Annotated in this window: 11 protein-coding genes; 3 read left to right on the top strand and 8 right to left on the bottom strand. The window is 31.4% G+C overall.

Annotated elements, in window-relative coordinates:
- Positions 1–5: 5 nt before the first annotated feature.
- From WA340_RS04595 to WA340_RS04585, 3 genes are read right to left on the bottom strand one after another with little or no spacing between them, the layout of a single operon-like run.
- Complete coding sequence (locus tag WA340_RS04595) at positions 6–1,694, bottom strand: DUF6909 family protein (RefSeq protein WP_336127535.1); 1,689 nt, start codon at positions 1,692–1,694, stop codon at positions 6–8.
- Between the two features lie 29 nt (positions 1,695–1,723).
- Positions 1,724–3,226: a GH3 auxin-responsive promoter family protein gene (locus tag WA340_RS04590; RefSeq protein WP_336127533.1), complete on the bottom strand. Its 1,503-nt coding sequence runs from the start codon at positions 3,224–3,226 to the stop codon at positions 1,724–1,726.
- The gene (locus WA340_RS04585; protein WP_223077797.1) at positions 3,226–4,095 is read right to left on the bottom strand and encodes a M23 family metallopeptidase; all 870 of its coding nucleotides are present in this window, start codon (positions 4,093–4,095) and stop codon (positions 3,226–3,228) included. Before WA340_RS04585 ends, WA340_RS04590 begins: the two co-directional genes overlap by 1 nt.
- A 119-nt stretch (positions 4,096–4,214) precedes the next feature.
- On the opposite strand from WA340_RS04585, the gene WA340_RS04580 reads away from it, so the two are divergent.
- Positions 4,215–4,394, top strand: coding sequence for a Sec-independent protein translocase subunit TatA/TatB (locus tag WA340_RS04580; RefSeq protein ID WP_223077798.1), 180 nt, complete (start codon positions 4,215–4,217; stop codon positions 4,392–4,394).
- A gap of 69 nt (positions 4,395–4,463) precedes the next feature.
- On the opposite strand, the gene WA340_RS04575 is transcribed toward WA340_RS04580, so the two are convergent.
- Genes WA340_RS04575 through WA340_RS04560 form a run of 4 tightly spaced genes read right to left on the bottom strand, consistent with a single transcriptional unit; the run spans position 4,464 to position 9,875 of the window.
- Positions 4,464–5,441 carry a DUF4837 family protein gene (locus tag WA340_RS04575; protein WP_336127530.1) on the bottom strand — a complete coding sequence of 326 codons (978 nt, stop codon included), beginning with the start codon at positions 5,439–5,441 and terminating at the stop codon, positions 4,464–4,466.
- A 26-nt stretch (positions 5,442–5,467) separates the two neighbouring features.
- Positions 5,468–7,057, bottom strand: coding sequence for a lytic transglycosylase domain-containing protein (locus tag WA340_RS04570; protein ID WP_336127528.1), 1,590 nt, complete (start codon positions 7,055–7,057; stop codon positions 5,468–5,470).
- Between the two features lie 37 nt (positions 7,058–7,094).
- A complete protein-coding gene (locus WA340_RS04565; RefSeq protein WP_336127526.1) occupies positions 7,095–8,282 on the bottom strand; it encodes a phosphoglycerate kinase in 1,188 nt (395 codons plus the stop codon).
- Between the two features lie 18 nt (positions 8,283–8,300).
- Positions 8,301–9,875, bottom strand: a complete 1,575-nt coding sequence (locus WA340_RS04560; protein WP_336127524.1) for an SPOR domain-containing protein — start codon at positions 9,873–9,875, stop codon at positions 8,301–8,303.
- A gap of 122 nt (positions 9,876–9,997) precedes the next feature.
- Here WA340_RS04560 and WA340_RS04555 point away from each other — a divergent pair, with 122 nt between their 5' ends.
- Entirely contained in the window at positions 9,998–11,152 is a 1,155-nt protein-coding gene (locus tag WA340_RS04555; RefSeq protein WP_336127522.1) for a DNA polymerase III subunit, read from the top strand.
- Positions 11,153–11,209: 57 nt separating this feature from the next.
- Positions 11,210–11,605 (top strand): DoxX family membrane protein, encoded by a 396-nt coding sequence (locus WA340_RS04550; RefSeq protein WP_223077804.1) that lies wholly within the window; start codon positions 11,210–11,212, stop codon positions 11,603–11,605.
- A 1-nt stretch (position 11,606) separates the two neighbouring features.
- Here the strand turns inward: WA340_RS04550 and WA340_RS04545 are convergent, their stop codons facing one another.
- Positions 11,607–13,325: a hypothetical protein gene (locus WA340_RS04545; protein ID WP_336127519.1), complete on the bottom strand. Its 1,719-nt coding sequence runs from the start codon at positions 13,323–13,325 to the stop codon at positions 11,607–11,609.
- Between the last annotated feature and the right edge of the window lie 21 nt (positions 13,326–13,346).

Here is a 13,346-nt window from a genome sequence, read left to right as displayed (position 1 = left end):
AGCTTTTAAGCAAATATTTGTTGTAATATTTTACGTGTTATTAAATATGTTGGCTTTACTCCAGAAGTACCTAAACCTCCTGAAGCTAACGTGCTTCCTGTTTCTAACGGATTATCGCTTGCGTAATAAGCGTATCTTACCTTTACATCTGGATTAATACTTCGTCTTACTTTAGATGCTGCTTGTATAGCTTTTTGATAATGCGCACCTTCCATTTCTAATCCAATAACATTCCATGTTGAATTAAAAAAGAATTTAAGTATATCTTTATTTTGAAGTGATGTTCCTAAAACAGTTATCATAGAGCCTTCATAAACATCTACACCTTGACCTTCTAAATCTGCTTTAGATAATTCATTTGTAAAAGGATAGTTGTCTGCTGTACCTTCAAAAATATGAGCAGAAGGTATCATAATATCTCCTTTTCCTCCTTCTAATATTCCTGCTTTACCCATTATTGATACAGACTCAATATTTAAAAACACTTTTTCTCCTTCGTTAGTGTAGGGTTTTAAAAACTCGTCAATGGTTTCGTATGCTTGCTCACCAAACGCATAATCCATTACAAATAAAACTGGTGCTTCCTTGTCTTTAGAAGGTTTAGGTAAATTTAAATCTGTTTTAGAAAGATCTATTTTAGATGTGTCAAAAATCTGAACGTCTATGTTTGTTCCCGACTCATCTTCTATAAAAATCATTCCTTGCTGTAACGCCTTTTGCTTTACTTTATTGCGAAGCGATGTATTGTTACTTTGACTTAAACTTTCGTAAACTTTAAAAATGTCGTTTTTAGAAGTTTCTGATTTTAATGCGATTGGTGCAAAAAGTGTATTCATAACACTGTGTAAATTTGCACTAATTATATGGATTGGCCTTTCTAAAAGCTTATGTTTTTGAAGTGTTTCTTTTATTCTATTTGCCCAGATTTCTCCATGTAAATGGTGCCCTAATCGCTCTCTTAATACAGGACTAAAAGTAACTGTTCTTTTATTGTTATGAACAACTTCGTCTATTGCAAGATTACCTAGCCAATAGACTATTTCTAATAAACGTTCTGGTTTATTTGGTAAAGCAAAAGCGTTGTAAACTTTAGTAAGTTCTTTAAACGTTCTTCCTAGTATATTAGCAGTGTGTGTTATTGCTATTTCTCGTTCTTTTTGAGTAAGCTTTTTTGTCTTTAAGACTGCTTGTTCTAACTTTTGCCAATCTCTTGTTGTTGCTCCGTTTTCATCAATAAGAACACGCTTACTTATTTTATGAGACTCTACAAACAAAAAGGTTAGATGGGTTAATATATCGTATATTTCTGATCTTCCTCTTGTTATTTCAATATTCATCTGCTCATCATCAATACGATAACAGTTACGACGTCTTTTAGGAGGTATTATAACCTCAAAATGTGAATCCTTATAACCTTCGTCGCTTGTTAAATTGATAAATCGGCATTGTTCTATACCGTATGGTAAACGGTCTATAACATAAAGCAAGCCTTCTAATTCTGCTTTTTCTTCTGATATAGAACCATAAATTTCTGGTCGTAAAACCAATAATGCTTCTCTTAATGTTTCTCCAGAAACACCCATTGGCTTATAAAACCCACGATTAAACAAGTGTCGCATGGTAATATACATGCGTTCAATTGCATTTGAGCTTTCTTGAGCTCTAGTTCTTTCATGTGGTTTTTTTATACTCATTATCTAGTTTTGTTGAGGCAAATATAATATTATTTAACCAATAAGAATGCTTTTAGGGCTTCAGCTATCTTTCTATCATTAGACAGTCTTGGCATTTTATTTTGTCCACCTAATTTACCTATAGATTTCATGTAGTTTTGAAATCCATTTTTTTCAATTTTTGTGATTTTTAATGGTTGAAGTACTTTTCCTTCAATTAAATCAAAATAATAACTGTTTTGCTTTTGCAAGGAAGCATCTAATTTTTGCGCTAAAGCGGAAAGATTATCTGGTTCATTTTCAAATTCTATAAACCATTCGTGATACGGTAATCCTGTATCTGGATTTATTTGCGGTGCTACAGTAAATTCATTTATTCTAATTGAAGTATTTGTTGTTGCATCTTTCATTGCTTGCTCTACTTCTTTACCAATTACATGCTCTCCAAACGCAGATATAAAATGTTTAATCCTTCCAGAAACAATAACTCTGTAAGGCTTTGTATTTGTAAACTGAATGGTATCGCCAATGTTATAAGCCCAAAGTCCTGCAGTTGTTGATATAATCATAACATAATTTACACCAACCTCAACATCTTTTAAAGTGATTCGTTTAGGATTTTCGTTGAAAAAATCTTCTGCTTTTACAAACTCATAAAACATACCTGAGTCTAGTTGTAAAAGCATTCCCTTTTCATCTTGCTTGTCTTGAAAAGCAAAAAAACCTTCACTTGCAGGATACAATTCTATACTATCTACTTTTCTTCCTATTAAGTTTTCAAATTTAGCGCGATAAGGTTCGTAATTCACACCACCAAAAATGAATAGATTGAAATTTTTAAACACATCTCCAACCTTTTTGCCGGTCTTTTGTTGCAGTTTTTCAAAATACATTTGTACCCATGACGGAATACCTGATATTACTGTCATGTTTTCTGGCAATGTTTCTTCTACAATAGCGTCTACTTTGGTTTCCCAGTCTTCAATACAGTTAGTTTCCCAAGATGGCATACGATTTTTTTGAAGGTATTTTGGAACATAATGTGCTACAATACCTGATAATCTACCTAATTGTACTCCGTTTTTTTCTTGAAGTACTGGACTACCTTGTAAGAAAATCATTTTTCCGTTAACAAAATCTGCATTACCAGTTTCGTGTATGTACATTAAAATAGCGTTTCTAGCTGCATTTACATGTGTTGGCATACTATCTTTGGTAAGCGGAATGTATTTTGCGCCAGATGTTGTCCCAGATGTTTTTGCAAAGTATAACGGTTTGCCTTTCCAAAGTACATCTTCTTCACCGTCAACAACACGATCTACGTATGGTTTTAAATCTTCGTAATCTCTTATAGGTACACGTTTTACAAAGTCTTCGTAAGTGTTGATACTTATAAAATCGTGGTCTTTACCAAATGCGGTTTCTGTAGCTTCTGAGATAAGGTTTTTAAAAACTTTTTCTTGAGTTTCTATGGGATTATTTGCCCATTTTTGAACTTTCTTGTAAATACGTTTTGCAAATGGTTTTGCTAATATGGATTTAAATGAAGGCATTACTTAAAATCTATAAAATTAGTTGGGTTTACAGGGTATCCGTCGCTCCAAAGTTCAAAATGAAGATGTGGTCCAGTGGTTAATTCTCCTGTATTTCCTGCTGTTGCAATAACCTCACCAGCTTTAACTAAATCTCCTTGAGATTTGGTTAATGACGCATTGTGTTTGTATACAGAAATTAATCCTGAGCTATGTTCTATTAAAATTACATAACCTGTTTGTGCAGTCCATTCTGCAAAAATAACCGTTCCGTCTGCAGTTGCCTTTATTGGCGTGTTTTCTTCTACAACAATATCTACAGCATAATGTTTACTTTTTACATCATAAGACTCACTAATGGTACCGTTTACTGGAGGAAAAAGTACAAAGTTTGTTTTTGCTGTAGCGGTTTCGAATAAGCTATATTTATCTTCTTTATCTACTTTTTCTCTTAATAAAGAGTCTTCTTTTATTGGTGATAAATCTACCTCACTAACTTCTTGCTTTACTGCTTGGATAATGGAATCTTTATCAAAATCTGCAACACTAACTTCTCCTTGTAAAACTTGCTTTATTGACGCAAAATATTTTTCGTTGAAATCTATAACGCGTTGTAAGGAATCTGTTTTAAAACTTAGCGCTATAGCTTTCTTTTTTAAAGATGTTGACGAATAACCAGGTATGTATTCTTTTAAAGGCGTAAATGCAATTAATAGTGTTGTAAATGCAATTAAAAATATAGCCGATAATGTACCTATTACAAATACATTTAATCGGTTTAAGTTTAAAGATAAACGCTCTTCAAAAGTATCTTCATTTAAAATAACTAAACGGTACTTGTGTAGTAGTTTCTTCTTTATTTTTTTTGATTTCTTTTCGCTTTTTGCCATAGTAAAAAACAAAAGTAATTAAAATATTATGTTAAGCACTTTAAGCAAATGCTAAAGTTAGTGTTTAAACGTTATTATTAAAGTTTAATTATTAACTTTGTAGCCTAAATTAAAAAGTTATGATTTCTAATAGTATATTTTTAGGTGTAGTAGGACCTTGGCAAATTGCCGTAATTGTTATTTTGGTTTTACTTTTATTTGGAGGTAAAAAAATACCAGAATTAATGCGTGGTCTAGGAAGTGGAATTAAAGAGTTTAAAGACGCAAGTAAAGAAGATAATAAAGAGGAAAACAAATAATCTTTCTCATTCTTATAAAAAAAACCCAATGCAAATGCGTTGGGTTTTTTTATGCTTTAAATCTAACTGTTATTTAACTTTAAGCGACTTTATAATCGCTTCAAGCTCTAAAACAAAGTCTCTTTTGTTTACAGATGGTGCAAAAGTAAACCCTTCTGCAACTATGTACCTATTGTTTGGTTTATCCTCTATCATATAATTTACAAAAGGACCAGCATTAAAAGTACCTTCTATATCCCAAGTACTTCTTACCTCGTAAGTTGGTTTATTGTCAATTGTTGTATTGAATAAGAATGGCGAGTAAGCCTCTTCTGTCTTCATATAGCTACCGTCTAAAGGTCCTGGTATATACTTTTTACCCAAACTATCTCTATGTTTAATAACTTGCTCTATGATGTCTCCTTCTTTATTGATAGAATCATAAGGAATGGTATATAGCATAACGTTGTTTGTTCCTGTGCTTAGGTTTTTTCTTATCCAGAAAAAGTTATCGTCCTTTTTAGCAAATCTGTAAATAGAAGGAAAGCTAATAGTTACGCCTAATTCTTTCTCTACTTCATCTGTATTTAATACAGATTTTTTTATTTGATCTTGGCGCCATTTTACTTCTTGCGCTTTAAAAGCACTAATTATTTTATCCTTATTAGCTTTTAAAATTTCGATAATTTGATCGTTGTTTTGTCCTGTTACAAATACTACTTTCTGTGGTTTTGCATATACATTATTTGCAATTTTTAAACCTGCTTCTTTTCCTTTGCTAACTCTTAAAACGGTTCTGTTTTTTGTTGCAAAATCTTTAAAAACTTGAGGTGGAATTTGATTTACATCAAACATAGGCTCGTTTTGTGGTAAGCCAGGTACATTTGTAGTGACTACATCTCTTACAGCATCTCCTACACGACCTTTCCATAAATCACTATCAATAACGACAGACAGGTTATTTAAAACTCCTGATGAGTCTTGTACGTATCTTTGTTCTTTTTTATTCTTATCATTACACGCAATAGTAAGTGTAGCTGCTAAGACCAATAAAATTATTTTTTTCATTATATAACGATGTTTTAATTTGAAGTTTAGCCTTTAGACAGTTTTAATGTCATACCTGGCTTTAAATTAGTACCACTAATACCATTCCATTCTTTAATATTTTCAACAGAAATTCCTGAAAATTTTTGAGAAATACTCCACAAGCTATCTCCTTTTTGAACGGTATAGGTTTTTCCTTTATAGTTTTTTAGATTTGAACTATTTGAATTTGAAGCTGTTGATTGCCTTATTGCTGCACCATTACGTGGGTAAATAGTTAAGCGTTGACCAATTCTTAAATTATTACTTCTTAAACCATTCCAACGTTTTATTTGACTTACTCTTACTCCAAATTTTCGTGCAATTTTACCTAAATAATCACCTTGCTTAACACGGTATCTAGTTTTTGTATCTGTATTAAAAAATTGAGGTAACGGTTTTTCGCGTTTATCAAATTCTGCTTTAGCATAAGCATACATTTGGTCTTCGTTATTTACAAAAGCGCCAATAATATTTCTTGGCAATCTTAAAGTGTAATTTTTTCCTTCGATGTGAGGAATAATATCTAGTTTGTACGATGGATTTAAAAACTGAAGCGTTTCTATCTTAACACCTGTAAACTCTGATACTTGATCCAAAGTAATCATTTGCTTAACGCGAATCGTGTCAGTATCTATGTAATTAAATTCTGGTTTATGTTGAATGAAACCATGCTCTTCTGCATATTCAAAAATATACATAGTGGCTAGAAATGCTGGAACGTATCCTGCTGTTTCACGTGGAAGATGTGGACGGATATTCCAATAGTTTTGATAACCGCCAGAACGTCTAATGGCTTTACTTACATTACCTGGTCCAGAATTGTAAGCCGCTAACGCTAAGTCCCAATCGCCAAAAAGCTCATAAAGTTTTGCTAAGTATTTTGCAGCAGATTCTGTTGATTTTATTGGGTCACTACGCTCATCTACATAACTGCTTACGTCCAAACCGTATTGTTTACCTGTTGCAAACATAAACTGCCATAACCCTGTGGCACCAACACGAGATCTAGCTCGTGGTTTTAAAGCAGACTCTACAATTGCTAGATATTTCATCTCTAAAGGAATATCGTAGTTGTCAAATTCGCGTTCAAACATTGGGAAGTAGTAATTACTTAATCCCATTAAACGCTCAAAAGATTGATGTCTATTCTTTAAGAACATTTTTATCACACTTTCTAACGCAGGATTATATTCTACATTAAAAGGTGTTTTTGCATTTAACCTTTTAAGTCTTGCTTTTAGTGTATCTGTGGTTAATTCTGGATAGTAAACTGCTTTATAGCTAAGTCCTTTAACATCTCTGTAAATGGTATCAAAAAGTGTTGTACTATATAACTCTTCTAACCATTTTTTATCAATTTCTGCAGCGTATTCATCATCTAAAAGTTGTTCTGGAATTTCTGCAGAAATTGCTTTAATTGACTTTTTATAATACGTCTGACCATCAATAATTGTGTCTATCTCATAACTTTCTCCAGAAATTAATTGGTCTTGTTTTAGCCTAGTTGAATTGGTTTGCAAGGAATCTTGCGCCAATAACCAGCTACAACAAAGTGATAAAATTAAAACTATTAAAAATGATTTTTTTAAAGACATATAAAGCGTTTATTGCTTAACGTTAATTATTTATATTTTATTCTAAGATAGCAGCGATACCTGGTAAAGTTTTTCCTTCTAAACTTTCTAACATTGCGCCTCCGCCGGTACTTACGTAGCTTACTTTATCTTCAAAACCAAACTGTTTTACTGCTGCAACAGAATCGCCACCACCAACAAGTGAAAATGCACCGTTTTTAGTTGCTTCTGCAATAAAATTACCTAATTCTATAGTACCGTTAGCAAAGTTTTCCATTTCAAAAACACCTAAAGGTCCGTTCCATAAAATGGTTTTAGATTCTAAAACAACATCTTTAAATTGCTCTAAAGATTTTGGTCCAGCGTCCAAACCTTGCCAACCATCTGGAATATTATTTATATCACAGATTTGAGTATTTGCATTATTATCAAACTTATCTGCAGCTTTAACATCTACAGGTAAATGTATTTGTACATGTTTCTCTTTTGCTTGTTTTAATATATCTAATGCTAATGGTATTTTATCATCTTCGCAAATAGAATCTCCTACTTTTCCACCATTAGCTTTGGCGAATGTAAAAGACATACCGCCACCAATAATTAAATGGTCTACTTTATCTAAAATGTTTTCTATAATTGTAATTTTAGAAGACACTTTTGCACCACCAAGTACTGCTAAAACTGGTTTTTCGCCAGTTTTCATTACTTTTTCTATACTTTTAATTTCTTGTTCTAAAAGGTATCCAAAGCATTTGTTTTCTTTAAAAAATTGTGCAACTACAGTTGTAGATGCGTGTGCACGATGCGCAGTACCAAAAGCATCATTTACATAAATGTCACCTAATTTTGATAATTGTTCTGCAAAACCTTTATCGCCTTTAGTTTCTTCTTCATGAAAACGTAAATTTTCTAAAATTAAGATTTTTCCAGGTTCTAGATTTGATACTGCTTGCTCTACGTCTTCTCCAACACAATTGTTTACAAACTGAGTTTCTACACCAATAATATCTTCTACTTTAGATACAATATGCTTAAGAGAAAATTCTTCTTGCACACCTTTAGGACGACCTAAATGAGACATTAATACACAACTACCACCATCTTCAAGTATTTTGATTATTGTTGGTTTAGCTGCTTGTATACGAGTTGCGTCTGTAACCTTAAAATTAGCATCTAAAGGCACATTAAAATCTACTCTGATTAAAGCTTTTTTGTTTTTAAAATTGAAATCGTTAAGCGTTTTCATTAGTTTTTAATTTTGTTGTTAATCGAGATTGGCTTTAAAAATCCAAGCATCTCTATATCTATAATTTGTTCTTAATTCTTCCATAAGCTTAAAAGCTTCTTCTGCGGTATCGCTTCTAAGTACGTAAACGTAGTTCCAATTATTTTTTGGGTTTACAAATACGTCTGCATCAAATCCTTTTTTTATTAATGATGCTGTCCATTTTCCTGCTCTTTGTGCTTCTGAAAACACATTAGTAACCACATAATAACCTCCTTCTATACCTATAACAGATGTAGATTTTTTTCGTTTTAAATATCTAAAAGCATTAGAGTTTAACCCTTTTTTGTAATATACGTAAGGTGCTCTTTTTGTGTCTTTAGGATCTTTACTTGCTATAGTAGAAGCGTTAGATCTTACTACTTCTGGTTCTACTTCGGCTTTTTTGCTTACTGGTGTTGTTTCTTGTACTACATCTTCAAAAAATGTTTGTGCAATCTCGGTTTGAAATGCGGTAAAGTATAAGTAAAAACGATCTGATTTTGTTTTTAATCTCATCGTTGTTTCATTTATATCATTACTAATTATTGTGTTATTATAATTAGGGATTTTTAATTGAGCAATGTCAAAACCTAAAGTATTTTCGCTATTAGGGTAACGATCTCTATTGACCATAGAGTTATTGGTTATTGTACTATTAAAAAAGTTTTGCTGGTATCTTGCACCATTACTTAAGGATTGAAATTGATTGCTATTTGCTTTTAAAATGGCACACTCGTCTAAATCTAAATTATTATCTCCTTCTAAAGCAGATACAACTAAAGAAGTGTTTACTTTACCTTGATTAATAGATTTAAAATTTTTAAAGTTTATATCTACCGGTCTACTATTTACTAATGCAAAACCATTGTAAGTTGAAATGTACTTTGGATTATCTGTAGGTGATTGATAAATAACATACAACATCCAACCTGCTGCACTACCACCAGACAAATAACCTTCTGTTGCTTTAACATTTGCAACAGTGTAGTTACCTGCTTTATCTTCTGTGTTTTGAAGTAATTTTGTAACATCTGCATAACAAACATATGGCGAGTTTATTGCATGCGTTACATTAGTTGATCCGTCATAAATAATATCTCCTGTAATGTCTTGATAATCTTGATTTGGAAGCTTAAGTTTTATTTGATTTATTACTGGTGATCGCTCTCCATTACCTCTAAAGATATAATTATCCTTTTTAGCTTTTCTTGTGCCTTTTTCGTACGCGTAAGTTGCTGTCCAATATAAACCTGCATAAACAATTTTTTTAAAATCATCAGGTAATGTTAATTTTGCTTGACTAGAAGAAAACGTTTCTGGATTATCATCAATATCAACATATTTCATTTTAATATTGTCGTTGTCTTCTTGTCTATTGTTGTATGGTTTTTTATTGTCTTCACTTAAAAGATTGTTACCAATAACAGCAGCATCACCAAAGATATAAAACTCGTTAACCGGTTTAAAAGAAACACCATCAGAAAGCGTACTATCTATAGCTACTTTTAATTCTTGAGCTACTGATATATTTATACTTAAAAAAGCAATAAAAAATACAGATAGATATTTCATTTAATTTTAATGATTAAGTAATTTTCAAATATAGACATTTAGAGTGATACAAAACAGTGTAATTATTAAAATCAAGCGGTAAGATATTCGCTTTTATTTTAGAAGAAAACTATATTTGCTTTATGCTTTTTAGTGATATTTTAGGACTTCAACATATAAAAAAACACCTTACAACTAGTGCAGACCATGGTCGTATACCACATGCACAGTTATTTGTAGGACCAGAAGGGTCTGGTACATTACCTATGGCTATTGCCTATGCACAATACATTTTGTGTGGTAACAGCAATGCAGAAAACGATGGTAATAATCAAGCTTGCAACTTAAAGTTTAATAATTATTCGCATCCAGATTTACATTTTGCCTTCCCGGTAACTACAACAGATAAGGTAAAAAAACATCCTGTTAGTAGTGCTTTTTTAGAAGAATGGAGGCAATTACTAACCCAACAACCTTACGGAAATTTATTTGACTGGTACAGACTTTTAGGTGTAGATAATAAACAAGGACAAATTGGTGTAGATGAAGCCCAAGATATAGTTAAATCTCTTAGCCTTAAAGCTTATGAAGGTGGCTATAAAATTATGCTAATTTGGATGGCAGAAAAGCTTAACACGCAAGCAGCAAACAAGCTTCTTAAGTTAATTGAAGAACCGCCAAATAAGACCATTTTTTTATTAATTGCCGAAGACGAAGAGCAAATTATAAATACCATTAGATCACGTTGCCAAATTATACATTTTCCGCCATTAGCAGAAGAAGATATAAAAAACGGATTGATAAAACAGTTTGATATTAATGAAGCTGATGCTACTAAAATTGCACATCAAGCCGAAGGTAATTATAACAAAGCATGCGATTTAGTCTATCATGATAGCGAAGACACTCAGTTTGAAAAATGGTTTGTCTTTTGGATTAGATCTGCTTTTAAAGCTAAAGGAAACAAAGCTGCTATACACGATTTAATAGGTTGGAGCGAAGAAATTGCAAAAACAGGTAGAGAGACACAAAAGCAATTTTTAAACTTCTGTTTAGACTTTTTTAGACAAGCCTTACTGCTTAATTACGGTGCTGAGGATTTGGTGTTTTTTGAAGCTAAAGCTGAAAAATTTGACTTGTCAAAATTTGCTCCTTTTGTACACAATAATAATATTTTAGATATTTCTAACGAGTTACAAGATGCAATTTATCATATAGAGCGTAACGGAAATTCTAAAATCATACTAACCGATTTATCTATAAAACTAACTAGACTTTTACACGCTAAGCAAGAGTAGTTTTAAGCTAAAATTTCCTTTATAATTTTAATATCTTTGAATATAAACTAATTAACTATGATTTCTATTTTAGACCACATTACCGAAATAATTTTATTACTTTTTTTAGCCATCACTTTTTTACAATCTGGATTAGATAAAATTTTAGATTGGAAAGGAAATATTGGCTGGTTAAAAGAACATTTTTCTAAAACTTTTATGGGAAAGATAGTAGAAATAAATGTTGCTATTATCCTAATAATAGAAGTTATTGCAGGGATTTTGGCAGTTTTAGGTATATACCAACTTGTAGTTAATGATAACTCTACTTTAGGATTTTATGCTGCTATTTTAAGCGCTATTACATTACTTTTATTATTGTTTGGGCAGCGTGTAGCTAAAGATTATGACGGTGCAAGAACTATTGTTATCTATTTAATTCCTACTCTTTTTGCTTTGTATTTAATGCAATAGATTAAAAGTCTGTCATATTTACCTTAAATACCCAGTTATCCTTAAAAAGATTTTGCTCTAAAAACGATTTATGTTGCATGTAAGCATCATAAAAGTTTTCTGTATGAAAGATATAAACATAGTAAAGTTTATTTTTTTCATCTATTAAAAAGTCGCTATTATACCCTTTTTCTTTTAAGTCTTTTTGCCAATTAAAAGCATTTTGAGGCGAAGAAAAAAACTTTGTAATAACGTAATATCCCTTTTTAGCACCATCAATCTCTGCTGCATTTTTTTCTAAGACAAGTTTAAATTGTTGAGTTTCTAAAGGCTTTTCTTTAATCTTTAAAGCTTCAACATAAGTAGAAGAACTAATAATAACATTGCTTTGCTTTATTTGTTGTTGCTGGTAACCAGATGTAGCTACTTTTGGGCTTAAAGAATTTTTATCCTCTTGTTCTTGGATAACTTCTGGTTTTTTAAGCACAACATTTTCTGCTTTAACTTCATTATTTACAACTGTTGATTTAATCTTTGTTTCTGCTTTAATTTCTATTTTTTCCTCAACTACTTTTGGCTGTTCTTCTTCTCTTGTTGTAGATTTTATAACCATAGCTTTTTCGGGTAAATTTGCTTCTATTTCATTGAAAAAAGATTTGCTGATTTCAGTTTCAAAAGCAGTAAAAAACAAGTAAAACCGGTCTTCTTTTGTATTAAAAAGTAATTCTACATTATCGGTATTATTATCTATTACTATTTCTTTATTTTTTGGTACTTCTAGACGTGTAATATCAAAACCTAAAGTATTTTTACTGTCCGGAAAACGCTTAATATTACTATCTATACTGCTATTAAAAAAGTTTTTTTCTTGTCTGTTTATTGTACTTAATCGTATTGCTGTTTTAAGATTAGGATTTGCTATTATACACTCGTCTTCAGTAATATCTGCATCACCTTCTAACGTTGCTAAAGTTAGATTTGTATTTATTTCTCCTTGTTCTGGCGATTTAAAATCTTTCAAATTTATAACAACAGGCTCTGTACCAACATGAGCAAAACCATTAAATGTTGTGATGTATTTTGGTTGTTCGGTTGGTGCTTCATAAACAATATAAAGCATCCAACCTGCTGAGCTTCCACCAGCAACAAAACCTTCTGTAGCGTGAATGTTTGCAACTGTAATTTCGCCATTTTTTTCTTCGGCATTTTGTAATAAACTAGTTACATCTACATAACAAGCGTAAGGAGAATTAAGATGAAAACCGCTTTTTTTATAGCCATCAAATATAACTGTTCCTGTTATGGTTTGATAAGATTGGTTTGGCAGTTTTAATTTAATATTTCTTATTAAAGAACGGTTTTTCTGTCTTTTTCCAGAGAAGAAATGTTGTCCGTTTTGAGACCGTCTTTCTCCCTTAATATAACTATACGTTGCCGTCCAATAAAGCGCTGCATAAACTATATTATTTTGATTTTCAGGTAGTTGAATATAAGAAGAACTAGAATTAAATGTAGAATCATCATTATCAACATCTACAAATGTCATTGGTATATCATCGTTAGCAATTGATGATTCATTAAATGGTGTGGTTTTTTCTTTACTTAAACTATTATTACCAATAACCATTGCATCTCCATATACATAAAACGATTTTTCCGTTTTAAATGAAGTTGCAACTTGGGCGTTAATTTGATAAAAAAAAGTAAAGAAAATGATTAAATGCGTTAGCAATTTTCTCATAGTCTTTTATAAATGATTAAT

The sequence above is a fragment of the Mesoflavibacter sp. CH_XMU1422-2 genome (assembly GCF_037029245.1).
In the GTDB taxonomy this organism is placed as follows: Bacteria; Bacteroidota; Bacteroidia; order Flavobacteriales; family Flavobacteriaceae; genus Mesoflavibacter; species Mesoflavibacter zeaxanthinifaciens.
This window is presented reverse-complemented; position numbering and strand designations above follow the sequence as displayed.

Excerpts from the sequence above, each read along its gene's own strand:
- WA340_RS04595 (WP_336127535.1), bottom strand. The coding sequence starts at position 1,694 with ATGAGTATAAAAAAACCACATGAAAGAACTAGAGCTCAAGAAAGCTCA.
- WA340_RS04590 (WP_336127533.1), bottom strand. The coding sequence starts at position 3,226 with ATGCCTTCATTTAAATCCATATTAGCAAAACCATTTGCAAAACGTATT.
- WA340_RS04585 (WP_223077797.1), bottom strand. The coding sequence starts at position 4,095 with ATGGCAAAAAGCGAAAAGAAATCAAAAAAAATAAAGAAGAAACTACTA.
- WA340_RS04580 (WP_223077798.1), top strand. The coding sequence starts at position 4,215 with ATGATTTCTAATAGTATATTTTTAGGTGTAGTAGGACCTTGGCAAATT.
- WA340_RS04575 (WP_336127530.1), bottom strand. The coding sequence starts at position 5,441 with ATGAAAAAAATAATTTTATTGGTCTTAGCAGCTACACTTACTATTGCG.
- WA340_RS04570 (WP_336127528.1), bottom strand. The coding sequence starts at position 7,057 with ATGTCTTTAAAAAAATCATTTTTAATAGTTTTAATTTTATCACTTTGT.
- WA340_RS04565 (WP_336127526.1), bottom strand. The coding sequence starts at position 8,282 with ATGAAAACGCTTAACGATTTCAATTTTAAAAACAAAAAAGCTTTAATC.
- WA340_RS04560 (WP_336127524.1), bottom strand. The coding sequence starts at position 9,875 with ATGAAATATCTATCTGTATTTTTTATTGCTTTTTTAAGTATAAATATA.
- WA340_RS04555 (WP_336127522.1), top strand. The coding sequence starts at position 9,998 with ATGCTTTTTAGTGATATTTTAGGACTTCAACATATAAAAAAACACCTT.
- WA340_RS04550 (WP_223077804.1), top strand. The coding sequence starts at position 11,210 with ATGATTTCTATTTTAGACCACATTACCGAAATAATTTTATTACTTTTT.
- WA340_RS04545 (WP_336127519.1), bottom strand. The coding sequence starts at position 13,325 with ATGAGAAAATTGCTAACGCATTTAATCATTTTCTTTACTTTTTTTTAT.